We start from the raw sequence: 19780 nt of genomic DNA on the forward strand, positions 1-19780 counted from the left end.
TCACTCCCCCTGCGCCTGAACGGCGGTGATCGCCACCGTGTTGACGATGTCGGCGACCAGTGCGCCCCGGGACAGGTCGTTGACCGGCTTGTTGAGCCCCTGCAGCACCGGGCCGACGGCGATCGCGCCCGCGCTGCGCTGCACCGCCTTGTAGGTGTTGTTGCCGGTGTTGAGGTCGGGGAAGATCAGCACGGTGGCCCGCCCGGCCACCGGCGAGTCCGGCATCTTCTGCGCGGCGACGGTCGGTTCGACGGCCGCGTCGTACTGGATCGGGCCCTCGACCAGGATCTCCGGCGCCCGCCCGCGCACCAGTTCCGTTGCGGCACGGACCTTGTCGACATCGGCTCCGGCGCCGGAGGTGCCGGTGGAGTAGGACAGCATCGCCACCCGCGGGTCGATGCCGAACTGGGCGGCGGTGCGCGCCGAGCTGATCGCGATGTCGGCCAGCTGTTCGGCCGTGGGGTCCGGCACGATGGCGCAGTCGCCGTAAGCCAGCACCTCGTCGGCCAGGCACATCAGGAAGATGCTCGACACGGTGGAGATGCCCGGGGCGGTGCGGATGATCTCCAGTGCCGGGCGCACGGTGTGCGCGGTGGTGTGCCTGGCCCCGGACACCATCCCGTCGACCAGCCCGGCGTCGACCAGCATGGTGCCGAAATACGCTCCGTCGCGCATGATTTCGCGGGCCTGCTCGTGGGTGACGCCCTTGTGCTTGCGCAGTTCGGCGTAGCGGGCGGCGAACCCGTCGCGCAGCGGGCTGGCCTTCGGGTCGATCACGGTGGCCGCCGCGAGGTCCAGTCCGAGCTCGGCGGCCCGCAGCCGGACCGCGGTCTCGTCGCCCAGGATGGTCAGGTCGGCCACCGAGCGGCGCAGCAGCCGGCCCGCCGCCCGCAGGATCCGGTCGTCGTCGCCCTCGGGCAGCACGATGTGCTTGCGGTCGGCGCGGGCCCGCTCCAGCAGCTCGTACTCGAACATCTGCGGGGTGACCACGTTGGGGATCGGCAGCGACAACGCCGCCACCAGGTCATCGATGTCGACGTGGCGTTCCATCAGTTCCAGCGCGGTGTCGATCTTGCGCTGCGAGTCGACAGTGACCCGGCCGCGGGCGTGGGCGACCGCGCTGGCGGTGTGGTAGGTGCCCAGCTCGGTGGCGATCACCGGCAGTCGCAGCCGCAGCCCGTCGACCAGCGCCTTGATCGCCGGGTGCAGCTCCAGGCCACCGTTGAGGATCACCGCCGACAGTGATGGGAAGCCGGCGGCGGCGTGCGCGCTCATCACCGCGAGCACCACGTCGGAGCGATCCCCGGGGGTGATCACCGCGAGGCCCTCGGTGAGCCGTTCCAGCACGTGCTCGGCGGTCATCCCGGCGACCATCACCCCGAGCGCCTCGCGGCCCATCAGCGCCTCGTCGCCGTTGATCAGCGTGCCGCCGACCGCGGTCAGCAGTTCCGACACCGATGGCGCCACCAGCATCGGCTCGTCGGGCAGCACATAGGAGTTCGGCCCCAGCGGCGCCAGCGCCGCGGCGACGTCGGCCAGCTGATCGGGGGCGCAGCGGTTGGCCACGATGGCGGCGGTATGGGCGTGCTGGGCGGCGATGTCGGTCAGGCAGACCCGGGCCACGTCGGCGACCTCGGCGGGCGTGCGGCCGGCGGCGCGCACCGCCAGCACCACCGGGGCGCCGAGATTGGCGGCGATCCGGGCGTTGACGGACAGCTCGCTGGGGGTGGCGACGTCGGTGTAGTCGCTGCCGACGATCAGCACCGCATCGCAGCGGTCGGCCACCGCGTGGTAGCGGTCCACGATGGTCACCAGCGCGGTGTCGGGATCCTCGTGCAGCTGCTGGTAGCTGACCCCGACGGATTCCTCGTAGCACAGACCCGCGGTGGTCTGGGCCAGCAGCAGCTCGGCGATGTAGTCCCGGGACTCCCCCACCCGGGTGATCGGCCGGAAGATCCCGACCCGCGGCACGGTGGCACACAGCCGGTTGAGGATGCCCATGGCGATCGTCGATTTACCGGTGTCGCCCTCGGGCGCGGCGATGTAGATGGCGGTGGTGCGGCTGTCGGAATCGGACACGGCCTACAGCTTGCCAGCCCCCGCCCCGTCGGCTCAGCCCAATGCGCGCAGCCGCGGGGCGAGATCGCGTTCGAACAGCTCCAGGAACCGGCGCTGATCGTGCCCGGGGGCGTGGAAGACCAGGTGGTTGAGCCCCCACCGCACGTAGTCGGCGACCTTCTCGACGGCCTCGTCGGGATCGGATGCCACGATCCAGCGCTTGGCGACCTGCTCGATCGGCAGGGCGTCGGCGGCGGCCTCCATCTCGATCGGATCGTCGATCGAATGCTTCTGCTCGGCCGTCAGCGACAGCGGCGCCCAGAACCGGGTGTTCTCCAGCGCCAGCTGCGGATCCGGGTCGTAGGAGATCTTGATCTCGATCATCTTGTCGATGTCGGCGACGTCGCGGCCGGCCGCGGCCGCTCCCTCGGCGACCGCGGGCAGCAGCTTGTCGGCGTAGAGCTCCTCGCCCTTGCCGGAGGTGCAAATGAACCCGTCGCCGGCGCGCCCGGCGTACTTGGCGACGACCGGCCCGCCCGCGGCGATGTAGATCGGCACGCCACCCTCGGGCACGTCGTAGATCGAGGCGCCCTTGAGGTGGTAGTAGTCGCCGTCGAAGTCGACCCGGTCCCCGCCCCACAGTTCCCGCATCAGCCGCACCGATTCACGCAGCCGGGCGAAGCGTTCCTTGAACTCCGGCCAGGTGCCGGTGAAGCCGGTGGCGATCTCGTTGAGCGCCTCCCCGGTGCCGACCCCGAGGAACACCCGGCTCGGGTACAGGCAGGCCATCGTCGCGAATGCCTGCGCGATGACGGCCGGGTTGTATCGGAACGTCGGGGTGAGCACCGAGGTGCCCAGCTGCAGTCGTTCGGTGCGTTCGCCGACCGCGGTCAGCCAGGCCAGCGAGAACGGCGCGTGGCCGCCCCGGTGCCGCCACGGCTGGAAGTGGTCACTCACGGTGGCGCTGTCCATGCCGTGTGCCTCGGCCAGCACCGCCAGCTCGACGAGTTCCCGCGGGGCGAACTGTTCCGCCGACGCCTTGTATCCGAGTTTGAGTTCAGCCACGCCCTTGTTTCTACTCCAGGGCGGGTCCGCCGCGCAGGTCGCCCTACGCTCGAGCGATGGCCGCCGCCGGAACCCGCCTCGTCCGCGTCACCGACGCCGTGTACGCGGCCGTCACCGGGCACGTCAATTGGACGCTGGTCACCGGTGACGACGACCGGGTGCTGCTGATCGACGCCGGGTACCCCGGGGACCGCGCGGCGGTGCTGGGCACCCTGGCCGAGCTCGGCCGTCGGCCCGAGGACGTGGCGGCGATCCTGCTGACCCACGCCCACGTCGATCATTTCGGCACCGCAATCTGGTTCGCCGCCGAGCACCGCACCCCGGTGTACTGCCACGCCGACGAGGTCGGGCACGCCCGCCGGGACTACCTGGAGCAGGTGTCCGCGGCCCAATTGGCCCGGCACGCCTGGCGGCCGCGCTGGCTGCGCTGGTCGGCGCAGATCGCCGCGCTCGGCGCGCTGACCCGGGCGGGCATTCCGACCGCGGCGGCGCTGACGGCGGAGTTGGCCGCGACGCTGCCCGGGGCGCCCCGGCCGGTGCCCACCCCCGGGCACACCGGCGGGCACTGCTCCTATCTGGTGGACGCGGTGCTGGTCAGCGGCGACGCGCTGATCACCGGGCATCCGGTCAGCGACCGCGTCGGCCCGCAGCTGTTGCCGTCGGTGTTCAACCACGACCAGGCCCGCTGCCGGGCCAGCCTGGCGACGCTGGCCGCCGTCGACGCCGAGCTGCTGGTACCCGGTCACGGCGACGTCTGGCACGCCCCCATCCGGGACCTCGCCGCCCAGGCCTAGCGGGCCCCCTCCTGCGCGCATCCTGGTGCGGGGTCCCCTCCTGTGCGCACCCTGGCGTGGGGTCCCCTCCTTTGCCGAGCGCTCACCCTTGGACACGACACGCCGATGACGGTGTACAGGAGTGCGCGCTGGCGCCAACCCCCTACGCCCAGCGCTCAAGCAGGGACACGACACTCCGACGCAGGCGTACACGGTTGCGCGCTCGCCGCAAAGGGGGTGCCACCGCAAAGGGAGCGCCGCAAAGGGCGTCAGCCCAGGGCCCGGTCCAGGTCGGCGATCAGGTCCTCGGTGTCCTCCAGGCCGATGGAGATCCGCACCGCCCCGTCGCCGAGCCCGATCGCGGCCCGCCCCTCCGGCCCCATCGCCCGGTGCGTGGTGGTGGCCGGATGGGTGATCAGCGTCTTGGCGTCACCGAGATTGTTGGAGATGTCGACCAACTCCAGCCCGTTGAGCAGGTCGAACGCCCGCCGCTTGCCCTCGCCCTCGGGGGCCTCCAGCTCGAAGGTGATGACGGTGCCGCCGCCGGACATCTGCCTGCGGGCCAGCTCGTACTGCGGATGCGAGGCCAAAAACGGGTAGCGCACCCAGCGCACCGCCGGATGCCCCTCCAGGAACTCGGCGATCCGCTGCGCGGAGCGGTTGGCGTAGTCCACCCGGATCGCCATCGTCTCCAGGCCCTTGAGCAGGGTCCAGGCGTTGAACGGACTCAGCGCCGGCCCGGTGTGGCGCATCAGGTTCTGCACCGGCCCGTCGATGTACTCCTTGCCGCCCAGGATCGCCCCGCCCAGCACCCGGCCCTGGCCGTCGATGTGCTTGGTGCCGGAGTAGACGACGACGTCGGCGCCCAGCGGCATCCCGCGCTGCAGCAGCGGGGTGGCGAACACGTTGTCCAGCACCACCTGCGCGCCGGCCGCGTGCGCCAGGTCGGCCACCGCGGCGATGTCGACCAGCGACTGCATCGGGTTCGACGGCGTCTCGAAGAACACCGCCTTGGTGGGCACCGACAGGGCCTGCTCCCACTGGTCGAGGTCCTCGCCGTCGACGAACACCGTCTCCACACCCCAGCGCGGCAGGATCTCGTTGCACACCACAAAGCAGGAGCCGAACAGGCTGCGCGCGGCGACCAGCCGGTCACCGGCGCTCAGCAGCGCCCCCAGCGCGGTGAACACCGCTGCCATGCCGCTGGCCGTCGCGAACGCCGCCTCGGCGCCTTCGATCAGCCGCAGCCGCTCCTCGAACATCGACACCGTGGGGTTGCCGTAGCGCGAGTAGACGAACCGGTCGATCTCCCCGGTGAACGACTTCTCGGCGTCCTCGGCGGATTCGAAGACGTAGCCGGAGTTCAGGTACAGCGCCTCGGAGGTCTCGTCGAAACCCGAGCGCAGCAGGCCGCCGCGCACCCCGATGGTGGCCTGGCCGACGCCGGGCGGCAGCGCCGCCGGGATCCGGACCGACGGGATCTCCGGCGTGCTCACGACTGCCGCCACGGCAGGCCGGCGGACTTCCAGCCGTCCGCGCCGCGGTGCGAGTGCGCGTCGAGTTCGCCCTCGAAGCCGTCGAGCAGGTTGTACGACGGGCCGATGCCGGCCGCGGTGGCCAGCTCGGCGGCCGCCACTGACCGGCCGCCGGAGCGGCACAGGAAGATCACCGGACGCTCACCGGGGGTGATGCCCGCGGCGGCCAGATCGGCGAGGAAGTTGTCGTTGTGGGTGCCGTCGGAACGGTTCCACTGCACGAACACCACGTCGCGGTCCAACTCGCTGACATCGGGCACCCCGACGAAGCTCCACTCCGCGGCGGTGCGGACGTCGACCAGCGCGGCGTCGGGATTTTCCTGCAACAGCTTCCAGGACTGTTCGGGGCTGAGGTCTCCGGCGTAGCTCACGCCTGCGAGTTTCCCACACCGCCACCGCGGGCCGCGGGCCGCGCCGACTCAGCTGGGTCCGGAACTGCACACCTGCCAGCGCCCGTCGCGCTTCTCGAAGACGGTGGGCGCGTCGACCTTCTCGTCCTTGTCGCTGTCGAAGTAGTAGACGACGGTGGCGGTGGCCCGCTCGCCGTTGACGGCGATGTTGTTGATGGTCTCCAGGTACCGCGCCCCGCGCGCCTGCACCGAGTTCTTCTGCCGCAGCGCCAGGTCGTCGGCGCTGCCGGCCAGCGCCGGGCAGGTGTAGTCGGCGTACGCCGGATAGTCGACGCGCTGCAGGGCGTCGTTCTGGCCGATCGCCGCGCGAATGATCTGCTCCTGATCGGAATTGCGCTCGGCGGAGAACATGTTCGTCAGCCCGATACCGACCAGCACCAGCACCACGACCACCAGCGCAATCATGAACGGCGCGGCGCTGGAGCCGCTGTTGCCCTCATCGCCGCCGCCGAACCATCGTCGCGTCATTGCCGTCCTCCCGGGTGAGTGCGCCAACTGGTGTGCAGCGCGGTGGTCGCCCGACGGACCCGATCGCGGGCGGTGGTCACGTCCGCAGCGGTGGCCAGTGCCAGGCCCAGCCGGCGCCGCGGCACCCGACTCGGACCGCCGAATACTCGCACGTCGCTCTCCGGCACCCGCAGGGCGGTGGCCAGCTCGGCCGGGCCGGGGCCCGGGACCGCGCCGTCGCCGTAGGTCAGTTCGGCGGCCGCCGGGGAGATCATGATGGTGTCCAGCGGCAGGCCCAGCACCGCTCGGGCGTGCAGGTCGAACACCGACAGCCGCTGCGAGCGCAGGGTGACCAGTCCCGCGTCGGTGGGCCAGGCGTTGACGTCGGAGAAGTACACCTCGTCGCCGGCGACCAGCAGTTCCACCCCGAACAGCCCGCGCCCGCCGAGGGCGTTGACGATCCGGGCGGCGATCGAGTGCGCGGTCTCCAGCGCGACCCGGCTCATCCGCTGCGGCTGCCAGGACTCCAGCACCGTCTGGCCGGCGAACCCCTCGACCTGGCAGTGCCCGATCGGTTCGCAGAACACCAGCCCATCGGCGCTGCCGAGGGTGAGCAGGGTCAGCTCGTGGTCGATCTCCACGACGGTCTCGGCCAGCACCCGCGGGTGGCTGATCCGGCCGGCCACCGACACCGCGCGCCGCCACGCCGGTTCGACGTCCTCGGCCCGCAGCAGCACCGACTGCCCGTCGCTGGGCAGCGTCACCAGCGGTTTGACCACCATCGGGAAGCCGGCGTGCGCGGCGATCGCGGCCAGTTCGGCGGCCGAACTGGCAAACCAGAACGGCGCGGTCGGCAGGCCCAGCCGGTCCGCGGCCAGCCGGCGCAGGCCCTCGCGGTCCAGTGCCATCCGCACGTTGCGGGCGCTGGGCACCACGGTCGCCTCGCCCTCGAAGGCGGCCAGCGCGTTGGCGGCCACCCGGTCGGTCGCGGTGACGATCACCTCCGGCGCCAGTCGGCGCAGCGCCGCGGTCAGCGCCACCGGGTCGGTCAGCGTCACCGTTTCGGCGGCGTGCGCGACCCGGGCGGCCGGGCCGCCGGGCACCGAATCGACGGCGATCACCTCCGCCCCCAACCGGGCGAAGGCCGTAACGTGATCGGCACCCAGTTCGCCGGAGCCCAGCAGCGCAATCCGCATCTGACCCAGGATAGGGGCAGGCGAGGATCGGAGGTTCGGGCTTTGTCCGCGGAGATACTCGCCACGCTGGTGACCGCCGTGCTGGTCGCGGCCCTGGCCCGGCGATTCGGCCTGCCCTCCCCGCTGGTGCTGGTGGTCGCCGGACTGGCCGCCACCGCGATCCCGGGCCTGCCGGTGCTGGTGCTCGACCCCGAGGTCGTGCTGTTCGTGATCCTGCCGCCGCTGCTGTGGTCGGCGGGGCTGGAGAGTTCCTACCTGGGGCTACGCAAGAACTTCACCCCGATCGCCCTGCTGGCGGTGGGCCTGCCGCTGGTCACCGCCGCCGCCGTCGGGCTGGTCGCCTACTACGCGGTGCCGCAGTTGACCCTGTCCGCGGCGCTGGTGCTTGGCGCCATCGTCGCCCCACCGGACGCGGTGTCGGCGACGGCGATCGGCCGCCGGCTGGGGTTGCCGCGCCGGCTGATGACGATGCTCGGCGGCGAGAGCCTGCTCAACGACGCCACCTCGCTGACCGCCTACCGGGTCGCGCTGGCCGCGGCGGTCGGGATCACCGAAACCTGGGGTCACGCCACCGCGGTGTTCGGCTGGGCCGTGGTCGGAGGGGTGCTGGTCGGCGTGCTGCTCGGCCGGATCATCATCGCGATCCGGCGCCGGCTCGACGATCCGCTGGCCGAGAGCGCGATCGGCCTGCTCGCCCCGTTCGTCTGCTACCTGCTCGGCGAGCAGGTACACGCGTCCGGGGTGCTGGCCGTGGTGGTGGCGGCGCTGATGCTCGGTCAGCGCGCCACCGACGCCGGGTACGCCACCCGGCTGCAGGACGACGCGGTGTGGCGGTCGGTGCAGCTGGTGCTGGAGTCGTTTGCGTTCCTGCTGATCGGGTTGCAGTTGCCGCAGGTGGTCAATGACCTGACCGGGATTCCCACAATGATGTTGGTGTCCTCGTCGGCGGCCGTGTTCGCCACGGTGCTGCTCACCCGGATCGTGTGGGTGTTCGGCACCGCCTACCTGACGCCGTCGCGGCCCGGCGCCGGACGCGGCGGCACCCGGCCGCCGCCGGCGCACCTGTTCGTGGTCGCCTGGGCCGGGATGCGCGGCGTGGTGTCACTGGCCGCGGCGTTCGCGGTGCCGTTGACGACGCTGTCCGGCGACCCGTTCCCGGGCCGGTCCTACATCGTGTTCCTGACGTTCGTCGTGGTGATCGGCACCCTGCTGCTGCACGGCCTGACGCTGCCGTGGATCATCCGGCGCCTCGACGTGCACGGTGACCGGCGCGCCGACCGGCTGGCCATCGTGGCCACCCGGACCCGGGCCGCCGACGCCGCCGAACACCGGCTCACCGAACTGATGATGCAGGCCCGCGCCTCGGGGCGGCCGATGGAGAACTACGAGGCGGCCGCGCGGCCGCTGCGGGAGTGGAACAGGCACCGCCGCGATGAGGCCTGGGCGGCCGAGCTGGAACACAGCGAGGACGAGCTCGCGGCGGCGCCCGCGGCGGTGTACCGCCGGCTGCGGCTGCAGATGCTGGCCGCCGAGCGCGAGGCGGTGATCGCCGAACGCGACGCCGACCGGATTGACGACGAGACGCTGCGCGCCCTGACCTACGACCTGGACCTGTGGGAGGCCACCCTCAACCGGTGATCAGGGCTGGCCGGGCAGCAGCCGCAGCATCAGGCCGTTCGCCTCGGCCAGCAGGTTGCCGTCCGGGTCGCGCAGTTCGGCGGTGACGAACGCCTTGCGCCCCTGCTCCTCGGTGATCCGGCCGGTGGCGGTCAGCTCCACGTCGATCGGGGTGACCTTGCGGTAGTCGACGTGCAGGTAGGCGGTGCGGCTGATCGGGCGCCCGGCGGCGTGGATGACCATGCCGAACACCGAGTCGAACAGCAGCGGCAGCACCCCGCCGTGCACGGCGTAGTTGCCGCCGACGTGGTACCGGCTGAACGTCACGGCCAGCTCGACGCCGTCGGGCTCGAAACGCACGACCCGCCACGGCGGCATCAGCAGGTGACCCGCCCCGGGCAGCTCCGGGACCCGCCCCGCCGGGCCGACGCCCTCGGCGACGGCGAACGGCTCCAGCATCCGCACCAGCTCGGCGACCCCCGCCGCGGCCCGCGCCCAGGTGTCGGTGTCCGGGTCGGCGGACACCGCCAGGTCCTGCAGTCGGCGCATGCCGGTCAGGAAGTCGGCGAAGCCGGGGCTCGGCCGGGCCGGTTCGTAGACGGGGAAACCGCCGTGCTGCTCGTGGTCGAAGGCCTCGGGCACCGGGTCGGGCACTAGCGGGCCGCCAGCACGTCGCGGCGCACGATGGTCTGCTCCCGGCCCGGGCCGACCCCGATGCAGGAGACCGGCGCCCCGGCCAGTTCCTCCAGCCGCAGCACATAGTCGCGCGCCCTGGCCGGCAGCTCGTCGAACTCGCGCGCCGCGGAGATGTCCTCCCACCAGCCGGGCATCTCCTCGTACACCGGCTCGGCGCGGGCGATGTCGGCCTGGGTCATCGGCATCTCGTCGGTGCGTTTGCCGTCGACGGTGTAACCGACGCAGATCGGCACGGTCTCCAGCGAGGACAGCACATCGAGCTTGGTCAGGAAGTAGTCGGTGATGCCGTTGACCCGGGTGGCGTAGCGGGCGATGACGGCGTCGAACCAGCCGCAGCGCCGGGCCCGGCCGGTGGTGACACCGACCTCGCCGCCGGTCTTGGCCAGGTAAGCGCCGTGCTCGTCGAACAGTTCGGTCGGGAACGGGCCGGAGCCGACCCGGGTGGTGTAGGCCTTCAGGATGCCCAGCACGGTGGTGATCCGGGTGGGTCCGATCCCCGAGCCCACGGCCGCGCCGCCGGAGGTCGGGTTGCTGGAGGTGACGAACGGGTAGGTGCCGTGGTCGACGTCGAGCAGGGTGCCCTGGGAGCCCTCCAGCAGCACGGTGTCGCCGGACTCCAGCGCCCGGGCCAGCAGCAGCCGGGTGTCGGCGATCCGGTGCCGGAAGCCCTGGGCCTGCTCCAGCAGCGCGTCGACGATCTCCTGCGGATCCAGCGCCTTGCGGTTGTAGATCTTGACCAGCACCTGGTTCTTGAACTCGCAGGCGGCCTCGACCTTGGCGGTCAGCGAGCCCTCGTCGAGCACGTCGGCCGCGCGGATGCCGATCCGGGCGATCTTGTCCTGGTAGCAGGGCCCGATGCCGCGGCCGGTGGTGCCGATCTTGCGGCTGCCCATGTAGCGCTCGGTGACCTTGTCGATGGCGACGTGGTAGGGCATCAGCAGGTGCGCGTCGGCGGAGATCAGCAGCCGATCGGTGTCGACGTCGCGGTCCTCCAGCCCACGCAGCTCGGTGAGCAGCACCCCCGGGTCGATCACGACGCCGTTGCCGATCACGTTAGTCACCCCCGGGGTGAGGATGCCCGATGGGATCAGGTGCAGCGCAAAGTTCTCCCCGGTCGGCAGCACGACGGTGTGCCCGGCGTTGTTACCGCCCTGGTACCGCACGACCCACTGCACTCGCCCACCGAGCAGATCGGTGGCCTTACCCTTGCCTTCGTCGCCCCACTGGGCGCCGATGAGGACGATTGCCGGCATGGCACAAATCTCCTGCTCATGTCGCCGGATACCGCATCCAGCCGGTGAGTAACCTTATCCGACCGAAGACCTCCATCCGGCAAAAGGAGCCGCGTTGACCGTCGTGCTGCGATTCGGTGACCGCCGGATCCCCCGCCCGCTGCGCCGGCTGGCGGTGCACGACGTCACCGAGCCGGCCGATGTCGACGCGGTCACCGAGACCGCCCAGCGGGTCGTCGTGCTGGGCGGGAACGCCGACCTGGCGACCGTCCTGACTCGTTTGCTGCGCACCGAACGACTCGGCGTCGAGGTGGCTCCGGTGACCCGCCCGTGGCGAGCCCGCCGGGCCCGCTCGGGCACCGCGCGCCGGGTGCCGCTGATCCGCGACGAGACCGGATCTGCCCTGTTCGGCACCGCATTGTGGCGACCTGCCGAGGATGCCGCGGCGATCGAGGGCGAGGCCGTCGTCGATGACACCGTGCTGTTCGACGGGCACGCGCCGGGCCTGCGGGTGCAGCCGCTTGACCGGGTACCGGGTTTGCGGGCCTGCGTCGACCGGGGGCCGTGGCGGCGCCGCCGCTGGGTTGCCGGGCGGGCCGCCCAGCTGGGCACCACCGCGGCGACGGTGCTGCGCGACGGGGTGCCCGCGCCGCGGCCGGTGCGGCGCTCGACGTTCTACCGCAATACCGAGGGCTGGCTTCGTGTCGGCTGAGGCCGTGCGGGTGCGGCCCAGCCCGATCTTCCTGGCGATCCTGGCCATCGCCGCCGGCGGCGGCGCGCTGGCCTACTCGGCCGGGTCCGCCGGCACCGACAACTCGCCGGCCGGCTACGCCGGGGTGTTCATCCTGGTCATCGCCGGCTGGGTGGTGTCACTGAGCCTGCACGAGTTCGGCCACGCGTTCACCGCCTGGCGCTTCGGCGACCGCGAGGTCGCGGCCCGGGGCTACCTGACGCTGAACCCGCTCAAGTACGCCAACCCGGGATTGTCGCTGCTGCTGCCGGTGCTGTTCATCCTGATCGGCGGCATCGGCCTGCCCGGCGGCGCGGTCTGGGTGCGCACCGACTTCATGACCAAACGCCAGCGCACGCTGGTCAGCCTGGCCGGGCCGGCGGCCAACCTGGCGCTGGCGGTGCTGCTGCTCGGCGCGATCTGGCTCGGCTACTCCAACGACCACAGCGTGTTCTGGTCCGGCCTGGCGTTCCTGGCCCTGCTGCAGGTGATGGCGCTGGTGCTCAACCTGCTGCCGATCCCGGGCCTGGACGGCTACGGCGCGCTGGAGCCGCACCTCGGCGCGGCGGCCCGCCGGGCGATGGAACCGCTGCGCACCTGGGGCTTCCTGATCCTGCTGGTGGTGCTGGTGACCCCGCCGCTCAACGGCTGGTTCTTCGAGTTGGTGTTCGGCCTGTACCGGTGGCTCGGCGGGTACGACTGGCTGGCCGGCATCGGCTACAGCCTCACCCTGTTCTGGCGCTGAGCGGGGCGGTCCGCCGCCGAGCCGGGGCGGTCCGGCGCCGAGTCGGGGCGGCCCGCTTTAGGTGACGCCGAGCTCGGTGCGGGCGGCCGGATCGCAGTCGTCGAGCAGGTCCAGGCAGCGCCGGTACTCGTCGGTCTCGCCGATCGCGGCGGCGGCCCGCGCCAGCACCGCCACGCAGCGCAGGAAGCCCTGGTTGGGTTCGTGCGCGAACGGCACCGGGCCGAAACCCTTCCAGCCGTTGCGGCGCAGCTGATCGAGCCCGCGGTGGTAGCCGGTCCGGGCATAGGCGTAGGCGGTGACCACCTTGTCGTCGGCCATCGCATGTTCGGCCAGCGACGCCCAGGCCACCGACGCCGACGGATGCCCGGCGGCAACCTCGACGGCGCGGCGGCCGTCGGACAGTTCCTGTTCGGCCTCCGGGTCGCCCGGCAGCAGGACGGGTTGCGGACCCAGCAGATCACCCATGTGCGTCATGACGCCCATTCTGCCGTGCCGGGTGCCGCGCGACCGGAGGGCCTCTGAGGCCGTAGGCTCAGGGCACTGCACGATCTCAACGGGAGGACCGCAGCACCGATGTCGACAGGCCCGGGTCCCGGTCGGGACAACACCGAGGACGAAACCGACGTCGTCGACGTCGACGCCGCCACCGCCGAGCCCGCGACGGAGATCTTCGCGCCCGCCGACCCGACCGAGATGTTCGCCCCGGTCGAGGAGCCCGCCGAGGACCAGCGGCGGTTCACCGCGCCGTCGGCGTTCGACAGTTCCACCCAGATCATCGGGGCCGCCCCGGCCGATCCGGCCACCGAGATCCTCGACCTGCCCGGCGCCGAGGAACCCGCCGCACCGCGGACCGCGGGCCCGCAGGCCATCCCGGCCCGCGGCGAGGTGCCCGCCGTGCCGTCGCCGCGGCGCCGCAGCTGGGGCTGGGTGATCGCGCTGGTGCTGGTGATCGCCGCGCTGGTGGCGGTCGCGGTGCTGGTGACGGTGCTGCTGACCCGCGGCGGCTCGCCGAGTGACCAGGTCCGCTCGGCGATCGAGAGCTACACCACCGCCGTGCAGAACGGCGACCTGGCCACGCTGCGCAGCATCACCTGCGGCGACTACGACGCCTTCGAGGATCAGCAGTGGCAGGAACTGCACGCCAAGATGGTGGCGAACAAGGAAGTCCCGGTGATGTCGAGCATCGACGCGGTGGTCGTCGACGGGGACCGCGCCGAGGCGAACGTGACGACCTACCGGCCGGCGGACCCGGGCGCGCTGTCCACCCGCAGCTTCGATCTGCGCCGGGTCGGCGACACCTGGAAGGTCTGCGAGGGCACCGAGTAGCTCCGCCCGCGAGTGCGGCGGTGCGGCCCGCGGGCGTCCTCGCCCACGGACCGCACCGGCGGCAAACTCAGCCCTTGGCGGACACGCTGCGACCGGCGCTGTGCAGGTCGTTGCACGCCTCGATGACCCGCTCGGTCATCGACGCCTCGGCCTTCTTCAGGTAGCTGCGCGGGTCGTAGACCTTCTTGTTGCCGACCTCGCCGTCGATCTTCAGCACGCCGTCGTAGTTGGCGAACATGTGCCCGGCGACCGGCCGAGTGAACGCGTACTGGGTGTCGGTGTCCACGTTCATCTTCACCACGCCGTAGCGCAGCGAGTCCTCGATCTCCGACTTCAGCGAGCCCGAGCCGCCGTGGAAGACGAAGTCGAACGGCTTGGCGTCGGCACCGAGGCCGAGCTTGGCGGCGGCGACCCGCTGCCCCTCCGCCAGCACTTCGGGCTTGAGCACGACGTTGCCCGGCTTGTACACCCCGTGCACGTTGCCGAAGGTCGCGGCCAGCAGGTACTGGCCCTTGTCCCCGGCGCCGAGGGCGTCGATGGTTTTCTCGAAGTCCTCGGAGGTGGTGTACAGCTTGTCGTTGATCTCGGCCTCGACGCCGTCCTCCTCGCCGCCGACCACGCCGATCTCCACCTCGAGGATGATCTTGGCGGCCACCGCCTTGGCCAGCAGTTCCTGCGCGATGGTCAGGTTCTCCCCGATCGGCACGGCCGAGCCGTCCCACATGTGCGACTGGAACAGCGGGTTGCGGCCCGCGGCGACCCGCTCGGCGGAGATCGCCAGCAGCGGCCGGACGAAGGTGTCCAGCTTGTCCTTGGGGCAGTGGTCGGTGTGCAGCGCGACGGTGATGTCGTACCGCTCGGCGATGACGTGGGCGAACTCAGCCAGCGCGACCGCGCCGGTCACCATGTTCTTGACGCCGAGTCCGGAACCGAATTCCGCGCCGCCGGTGGAGAACTGGATGATGCCGTCACTGCCGGCGTCGGCGAAACCCTTGATGGCGGCGTTGATGGTTTCCGAGGAGGTGCAGTTGATGGCCGGGAAGGCGAAGGAGTTCTCCTTGGCGCGGCTCAGCATCTCGGCGTAGACCTCGGGCGTCGCGATGGGCATGGGAAATCTCCTCCTGGCTGGATTACCTGCGGGGTTGGACTCCCGGTCAGTATCGCAGAGCGCCGGGACAACAGCAGCCGTGCCCGAAGATCTCCCGGGTACCCTTGACCGTCGTGACCGCAAATGTTCCCCTCGAGGCCACCACCTACCTGGCGCTGATGCCGGACTTCCTGGACCCGCTGCACCTGCTGAACTCGTTCGGCACTTTGGCGCTGGCCGGGCTGCTGCTGGTGATCTTCATCGAGTCGGGCGTGCTGTTCCCGATCCTGCCCGGCGATTCGCTGCTGTTCGTGGCGGGCATGCTGGCGGCCACCTCGGCCGCCGGGGCGGCCGAGGCGGGGGCGGGGCAGGCCAATTTCCAGCTGTGGCAGCTGCTGGTGTTCATCCCGATCGCGGCGGTGCTGGGCGGCCAGGTCGGCTACTTCATCGGCCGGTTCATCGGGGTGGAGATGTTCAAGCCCGACGCCCGGTTCCTCAAGCAGAAGTATCTCGACGAGGCGCACGCGTTCTTCGAGAAGCGCGGCCCGATCGCGATCGTGATCGCCCGGTTCGTGCCGATCGTGCGGACCCTGGCCCCGCTGTCGGCCGGCGCGGCCCGAATGAACTACGCGGTGTTCAGCATCTACAACATCGTCGGCGCGCTGGTGTGGGGCATCGGCCTGACCCTGCTGGGCTACTGGCTGGGCGGCTTCCCGATCATCCAGAAGCTGCTGGAGCCGATCTTCGTGGCGATCGTGCTGGCCTCGCTGGCGCCGATGTTCATCGAGTGGTGGCGCCGGCGCAAGGCCGCCAAGACCGCCGGCACCGACGACGGGGCCGCCGAGGCCGCCGCCGAGCAGGCCTGAGCCGCACCCGTCACCTGGCGCCGCGGCCCGGCCCGGTTTATCTTCTAGCGGTACACATCCGACCGGGCAGTGCCATCCGGCTGCCGGATCGGTCGCTGAGGCAGGGAGCGGCGATGAAGCTGACGGGTTTTGCCGCTGCGCCGGTGGTCGCGCTGGCCGCCTTCGGCGCGGTCGTCGCCGGTGCGCCGACCGCGGCCGCCGACTGCGTGAACAGCGGCGGGACCACCATCTGTTCGCAGGGCGATGTGCGCGGCGCCGATTCCAGCGGCTCAGGCACGTATGCGCCGTACCCCTGCGAGTACGACTGGTACTGCTATGACGGCGGGGGCGTCGGTGTCGTGTTCGGCGCCGGCGACGGCGATGTGGGCCTGCCCGGCACCCCCGGCAACCGGCCCGAGGTGAGTCCGCACCGGGGACCGTCCCGCGACGGCGGCGGGCGCGGGCGACGCTGACGAACCCGGGCCGGATTCCGGCCCGGCCGACCATCATCCAACGAGGAGCGGCCATGTCTTTTCTGATCCGATCCGGCGTCGCCGGCCTGGCGGTGGGCGCCGCGCTGTTCGGTGCGGCCGGGCTGGCTGCCGCAGACGACACCCCGGCGCCGCCGAACTGCACGGCCGCCGACCTGGCCGGGGTGATGGGCGGGGTCAACATCGCCACCTCCGCCTACCTGCACACCCACCCGCAGGTCAACGACTTCCTCACCAGCCTCAAGGGCCTGCCGCGCGAGGAGGTCGCCACCCGGATGCGGGAGTTCGGCGAGAGCCACCCGCAGGAACGCGACGAGCTCAAGGGCATCCGCCAGCCCGCCGCGGACTTCCACGACCGGTGCGGCTGAGCGCTCAGGCCAGGTAGATCCCGAAGACCGCGCCAAGCAGCACGATCAGCCACACCTCGGTCCCGATCCGCAGCCAGCGCGGCGACGAGCGCACCTCCATGAAGTACCGCAGGATCACCCGGGCCTTGATGTAGGTCAGCACCAGCACCAGTGCGGTGACGCCGGTGCTGGCCACCACGGTGTCGGTGAAATGCGCCGGGGCCAGTCGCCAGGACGCCACGGTGATGACGACGAGCACCACCCAGGCCCAGCCCAGGGTGCGCGCGGTGGTTTCGGTCTTTTCGGTCGTGCCGGTGGTTGCTGCCATGGTCACCTCATTACGTAGAGCAGGCCGAAGATGATCACCCAGAGCAGGTCGACCATGTGCCAGTAGGTGGCGCCGGTTTCGACCATCCAGGTGCGCCGCCGGCCCGGGTTCTGCAGTTCGCGAACCACCACGCCCAGCACGATCAGACCGATCAGCACGTGCACCAGGTGTACGCCGGTGATCACGTAATAGAACGAGAAGAACATGTCCGAATTGGTGTGCCCGGCACTGATTTTGGCGGCCCACTCATAGCCCTTGAGGACCATGAAGAGCACGCCGCAGCCGCCGGCGGCGTAGACGAACCCGATGGCCTGCCGGTGCGCGCCGGCCCGGGCGGACAGCACCGAGCGGGCGACGAACAACGAGCTGGTCAGCAGCACCACGGTGTTGATCGACCCGATGTTGATGTCGAGGTGCTGCTGGGCCCGCAGGAAGGACTCCGGGTCCATGCTGCGGTAGATCAGGTAGATGAGGAAGTAGCTGGAGAAGACGATCAGGTCGCCCAGCACCATCACCCACATGTGGACATCGCCGGGCAGCCTGCCGTCGGGCACCGCGACGGTCTCGGTATCCGGTTGTTGCACAGTCACTTTCCCCATCGCCTCAGTCCATATCCGGTTCGTCGGCCGGCTCGGCCGCGGCGGCGTTGCGCAGGATCACGATGAGCGCGCCCAGCCAGACCGAGAACACCACCACCGCGACCCAGAACGAGATCGAGCCGTTCCAGGCGAACGGCCCGGAGTAGAAGACGACCATCTGGCTGGCGATCACCTCGGTGACGATCTGCCAGACCGAGATGTAGGCGAACCACTTCGGGAAGATGTTGTTGCGGTCGTAGAGCACCGCGATCGCCAACACCAGGTACGCGGCGGTGAAGCAGCCCAATGAGGCGTTGTAGGACAGCATTCCGAGGTCGTAGAGCAGTCCGATGAGCTCGGGGTCGCGGTCGGGGCGCAGCGTCGCGGTCAGGAAGCAGACGCCGACCAGCAGGAAGCCCGGCAGTGCGCCGACACTCATGCCGGCCAGGTAGCCGTAGGCCAGCACCGAGCCGGTGGACATCCGTTTCATCTGGTAGGCGACCAGACCGTTGGTCATCGCCGCACCGCCGAGCAACACCAGCAGCACGACGAAGCCGAGCTGGATGGTCAGCCCGTTCTGGCTGAAGAATGCGACCTTGTCGGCGGTGCTGACATCCGGCCGCGGCGGCGGGGTGACCCGGGCCAGCAGGCAGATGATGATGCCGAACAGGCCGTACCAGAGCGGGAAGAACCACGTCATGATCCGGACGTCGGGTTTACCGGCCGGCCGCCCGTCGGCGGTGGTGACGTACCCGTCGGGGGTCAGTGCCCGCACTGGACTCACCCGGCCACCACGCCGTCGGCGATCGCCTGGCGCAGCACGGCCCGTCGCAGCACGAAGAACATCACCACCACGAAGGCGGCCAGCGCCCCGTTGCGCACCCAGAACGACAGCAGTCCGTCCCAGGCCAGCGGCCCGGTCTGGAACACCGCGGCGGCGGCCGACGGGACGATCGCCACCCCGGTGGCCAGCGAGTACCAGCCGACCCAGGGCGGGAACACCGGGTCGGGTCCGTTGTCGAACCGCACCGCCAGGGCCAGCAGCACGAACTGGGACAGCAGCATCCCGATCGGCGCGATGAACACGATCCAGGCCAGGTCGTTGAGCAGTTGGATCAGGTCGGGGCTGCGGTCCGGGCGGAAGGCCGCGACCAGGAAGAACACGTTCGACAGCGCGAAGAAGGTGGCGCCGCTGACCACCGCGGTCAGGTAGCAGTAGGCGAACACGTGACTTTGGCCCCGCATCCGCTTCATCTGCACGACGATCACCATGAAGAACGGCACCACCAGGATGCCGCACAGGTTGAAGGTGACCTGGCCGAACCGGATCCAGGCGGTGTGCTCGGCGTAGAACCGGGCGACCTCCTCGGCGGGCAGCGTCGGGGACATCGGCGGCCAGAACCCGGGGAAGGCCGCCGCGGCGATCAGCAGCACGAGTCCCACCGCGGGCCCGGACCACAGGCAGACCCACTGGGCCTTGATGTTGCCGGCATTCGGCAGGTCCTGGACCCGCTCGAGAATCTGCACCGTACCTCCTGTTTATGACTTGAGTCAGTAGATCGACGACGCCGTCGATCCCGGTTGCCCCACGTGCACGCTAGCGTTCGCGGCCAGGAACGGAAAGGGGTTTTCTGATTTAAGTCAGTTTTGTATGGCCTAGACTGGCCCCATGACGAAGCCGGCCGCAACCGTGCGGGGCCGCAAGGGCCACCAGACCCGGGAGCGACTGCTGGGCGCCGCCATCGCGGAGTTCCGCCGCGCCGGGATGGCCGCCGCCGAGATCGGCCCGATCGTGTCGGCCGCGGGCGTCGCGCACGGCACCTTCTTCTTCCACTTCCCCACCAAGGAACACGTGCTGATCGAGTTGGAGCGACGCGAGGAGGACCGGATGGCCACCGAGCTCACCCGGATCTACGCCGAGCCGCACGACGTGCGCACCACCTTGACCCAGGCCGTCGCCGCGCTGCAGAAGCTCAAGAGCCGGCTGGGCCGGCACCTGTTCAAAGACTTTCTGGCGCTGCACTTCTCCTCGACGCGGCCGCCGACCGACGAATGGACCACGCACCCGCTGATCGTCGCGGTGGTCGAGGATCTGCAGCACGCCCGCGACCGCGGGGAGATCCCGGCCGACGTCGACGTGATGCACAACGGCATCTCGTTTCTGGTCGGGCTTTACGCCCTGCTGATCACCATCCCCGAGCCGATCCGGGAACCGTTCCTCGACGAGTACCTGGACACCTATCTGCGCGGGCTGCGGGTACTCGCCTGACCGGC

At 70.8% G+C, this 19780-nt stretch carries 23 protein-coding genes; 9 read left to right on the plus strand and 14 right to left on the minus strand.

Annotated elements, in window-relative coordinates; all coding sequences use genetic code 11:
- Entirely contained in the window at nt 1–2079 is a 2079-nt protein-coding gene (gene pta, locus G6N10_RS11565) for a phosphate acetyltransferase (RefSeq protein WP_085096003.1), read from the minus strand.
- 33 nt (nt 2080–2112) lie between these two features.
- The gene (fgd, locus tag G6N10_RS11570; protein WP_085096001.1) at nt 2113–3123 is read right to left on the minus strand and encodes a glucose-6-phosphate dehydrogenase (coenzyme-F420); all 1011 of its coding nucleotides are present in this window, start codon (nt 3121–3123) and stop codon (nt 2113–2115) included.
- 56 nt (nt 3124–3179) lie between these two features.
- Between fgd and G6N10_RS11575 the strand changes: the two genes are divergently transcribed.
- Nucleotides 3180–3917 carry an MBL fold metallo-hydrolase gene (locus G6N10_RS11575; protein ID WP_085096000.1) on the plus strand — a complete coding sequence of 246 codons (738 nt, stop codon included), beginning with the start codon at nt 3180–3182 and terminating at the stop codon, nt 3915–3917.
- Between the two features lie 248 nt (nt 3918–4165).
- On the opposite strand, the gene G6N10_RS11580 is transcribed toward G6N10_RS11575, so the two are convergent.
- The 4 genes from G6N10_RS11580 to purT are packed head-to-tail and all read right to left on the minus strand — an operon-like array spanning nt 4166 to nt 7484.
- On the minus strand, nt 4166–5392 hold the full coding sequence (locus tag G6N10_RS11580; RefSeq protein WP_085095998.1) for an O-succinylhomoserine sulfhydrylase: 1227 nt from the start codon (nt 5390–5392) through the stop codon (nt 4166–4168).
- Nucleotides 5389–5802 carry a rhodanese-like domain-containing protein gene (locus G6N10_RS11585; protein ID WP_085095996.1) on the minus strand — a complete coding sequence of 138 codons (414 nt, stop codon included), beginning with the start codon at nt 5800–5802 and terminating at the stop codon, nt 5389–5391. The genes G6N10_RS11580 and G6N10_RS11585 overlap by 4 nt, the downstream gene beginning before the upstream one ends.
- 48 nt (nt 5803–5850) lie before the next feature.
- Nucleotides 5851–6309 carry an Rv0361 family membrane protein gene (locus G6N10_RS11590; protein WP_085095994.1) on the minus strand — a complete coding sequence of 153 codons (459 nt, stop codon included), beginning with the start codon at nt 6307–6309 and terminating at the stop codon, nt 5851–5853.
- On the minus strand, nt 6306–7484 hold the full coding sequence (purT, locus tag G6N10_RS11595) for a formate-dependent phosphoribosylglycinamide formyltransferase (protein ID WP_085095992.1): 1179 nt from the start codon (nt 7482–7484) through the stop codon (nt 6306–6308). Before purT ends, G6N10_RS11590 begins: the two co-directional genes overlap by 4 nt.
- A 42-nt stretch (nt 7485–7526) precedes the next feature.
- On the opposite strand from purT, the gene G6N10_RS11600 reads away from it, so the two are divergent.
- Nucleotides 7527–9122: a Na+/H+ antiporter gene (locus tag G6N10_RS11600; protein WP_085095991.1), complete on the plus strand. Its 1596-nt coding sequence runs from the start codon at nt 7527–7529 to the stop codon at nt 9120–9122.
- Here G6N10_RS11600 and G6N10_RS11605 read toward each other — a convergent pair whose 3' ends face one another.
- Together G6N10_RS11605 and G6N10_RS11610 are read right to left on the minus strand one after the other, a co-directional pair.
- Nucleotides 9123–9755 (minus strand): PaaI family thioesterase, encoded by a 633-nt coding sequence (locus G6N10_RS11605; RefSeq protein WP_234810549.1) that lies wholly within the window; start codon nt 9753–9755, stop codon nt 9123–9125.
- Nucleotides 9755–11050: an adenylosuccinate synthase gene (locus G6N10_RS11610; protein WP_085095989.1), complete on the minus strand. Its 1296-nt coding sequence runs from the start codon at nt 11048–11050 to the stop codon at nt 9755–9757. The genes G6N10_RS11605 and G6N10_RS11610 overlap by 1 nt, the downstream gene beginning before the upstream one ends.
- A 94-nt stretch (nt 11051–11144) precedes the next feature.
- Between G6N10_RS11610 and G6N10_RS11615 the strand changes: the two genes are divergently transcribed.
- Nucleotides 11145–11741, plus strand: a complete 597-nt coding sequence (locus G6N10_RS11615; RefSeq protein WP_085095987.1) for a peptidase M50 — start codon at nt 11145–11147, stop codon at nt 11739–11741.
- Complete coding sequence (locus tag G6N10_RS11620) at nt 11731–12504, plus strand: site-2 protease family protein (RefSeq protein WP_085095986.1); 774 nt, start codon at nt 11731–11733, stop codon at nt 12502–12504. Before G6N10_RS11615 ends, G6N10_RS11620 begins: the two co-directional genes overlap by 11 nt.
- Before the next feature lie 57 nt (nt 12505–12561).
- Here G6N10_RS11620 and G6N10_RS11625 read toward each other — a convergent pair whose 3' ends face one another.
- Nucleotides 12562–12978 (minus strand): DUF3151 domain-containing protein, encoded by a 417-nt coding sequence (locus G6N10_RS11625; protein WP_085096198.1) that lies wholly within the window; start codon nt 12976–12978, stop codon nt 12562–12564.
- A 99-nt stretch (nt 12979–13077) separates the two neighbouring features.
- Here G6N10_RS11625 and G6N10_RS11630 point away from each other — a divergent pair, with 99 nt between their 5' ends.
- Complete coding sequence (locus tag G6N10_RS11630) at nt 13078–13830, plus strand: Rv0361 family membrane protein (protein ID WP_085095984.1); 753 nt, start codon at nt 13078–13080, stop codon at nt 13828–13830.
- A 67-nt stretch (nt 13831–13897) separates the two neighbouring features.
- On the opposite strand, the gene fbaA is transcribed toward G6N10_RS11630, so the two are convergent.
- Nucleotides 13898–14938: a class II fructose-bisphosphate aldolase gene (fbaA, locus tag G6N10_RS11635; RefSeq protein WP_085095983.1), complete on the minus strand. Its 1041-nt coding sequence runs from the start codon at nt 14936–14938 to the stop codon at nt 13898–13900.
- A 158-nt stretch (nt 14939–15096) separates the two neighbouring features.
- Here fbaA and G6N10_RS11640 point away from each other — a divergent pair, with 158 nt between their 5' ends.
- From G6N10_RS11640 to G6N10_RS11650, 3 genes are all read left to right on the plus strand, one after another.
- The gene (locus G6N10_RS11640) at nt 15097–15783 is read left to right on the plus strand and encodes a VTT domain-containing protein (RefSeq protein ID WP_085096196.1); all 687 of its coding nucleotides are present in this window, start codon (nt 15097–15099) and stop codon (nt 15781–15783) included.
- 113 nt (nt 15784–15896) lie between these two features.
- Nucleotides 15897–16235: a hypothetical protein gene (locus tag G6N10_RS11645; RefSeq protein ID WP_085095981.1), complete on the plus strand. Its 339-nt coding sequence runs from the start codon at nt 15897–15899 to the stop codon at nt 16233–16235.
- Between the two features lie 53 nt (nt 16236–16288).
- Entirely contained in the window at nt 16289–16621 is a 333-nt protein-coding gene (locus G6N10_RS11650) for a heme-binding protein (RefSeq protein ID WP_085095980.1), read from the plus strand.
- A gap of 4 nt (nt 16622–16625) precedes the next feature.
- Here the strand turns inward: G6N10_RS11650 and G6N10_RS11655 are convergent, their stop codons facing one another.
- The 4 genes from G6N10_RS11655 to G6N10_RS11670 are packed head-to-tail and all read right to left on the minus strand — an operon-like array spanning nt 16626 to nt 19033.
- A complete protein-coding gene (locus G6N10_RS11655; RefSeq protein WP_085095978.1) occupies nt 16626–16928 on the minus strand; it encodes a cytochrome C oxidase subunit IV family protein in 303 nt (100 codons plus the stop codon).
- Nucleotides 16929–16930: 2 nt separating this feature from the next.
- Nucleotides 16931–17527: a cytochrome c oxidase subunit 3 family protein gene (locus G6N10_RS11660; protein WP_085095976.1), complete on the minus strand. Its 597-nt coding sequence runs from the start codon at nt 17525–17527 to the stop codon at nt 16931–16933.
- Between the two features lie 4 nt (nt 17528–17531).
- Nucleotides 17532–18281 (minus strand): hypothetical protein, encoded by a 750-nt coding sequence (locus tag G6N10_RS11665; protein WP_085095974.1) that lies wholly within the window; start codon nt 18279–18281, stop codon nt 17532–17534.
- A 5-nt stretch (nt 18282–18286) separates the two neighbouring features.
- The gene (locus tag G6N10_RS11670) at nt 18287–19033 is read right to left on the minus strand and encodes a hypothetical protein (RefSeq protein ID WP_085095972.1); all 747 of its coding nucleotides are present in this window, start codon (nt 19031–19033) and stop codon (nt 18287–18289) included.
- 142 nt (nt 19034–19175) lie between these two features.
- On the opposite strand from G6N10_RS11670, the gene G6N10_RS11675 reads away from it, so the two are divergent.
- Entirely contained in the window at nt 19176–19775 is a 600-nt protein-coding gene (locus tag G6N10_RS11675) for a TetR family transcriptional regulator (protein ID WP_085095970.1), read from the plus strand.
- Nucleotides 19776–19780: the final 5 nt, after the last annotated feature.

Origin of the sequence: Mycolicibacterium fallax (genome assembly GCF_010726955.1) — a bacterium.
Classification (GTDB): Bacteria; Actinomycetota; Actinomycetes; order Mycobacteriales; family Mycobacteriaceae; genus Mycobacterium; species Mycobacterium fallax.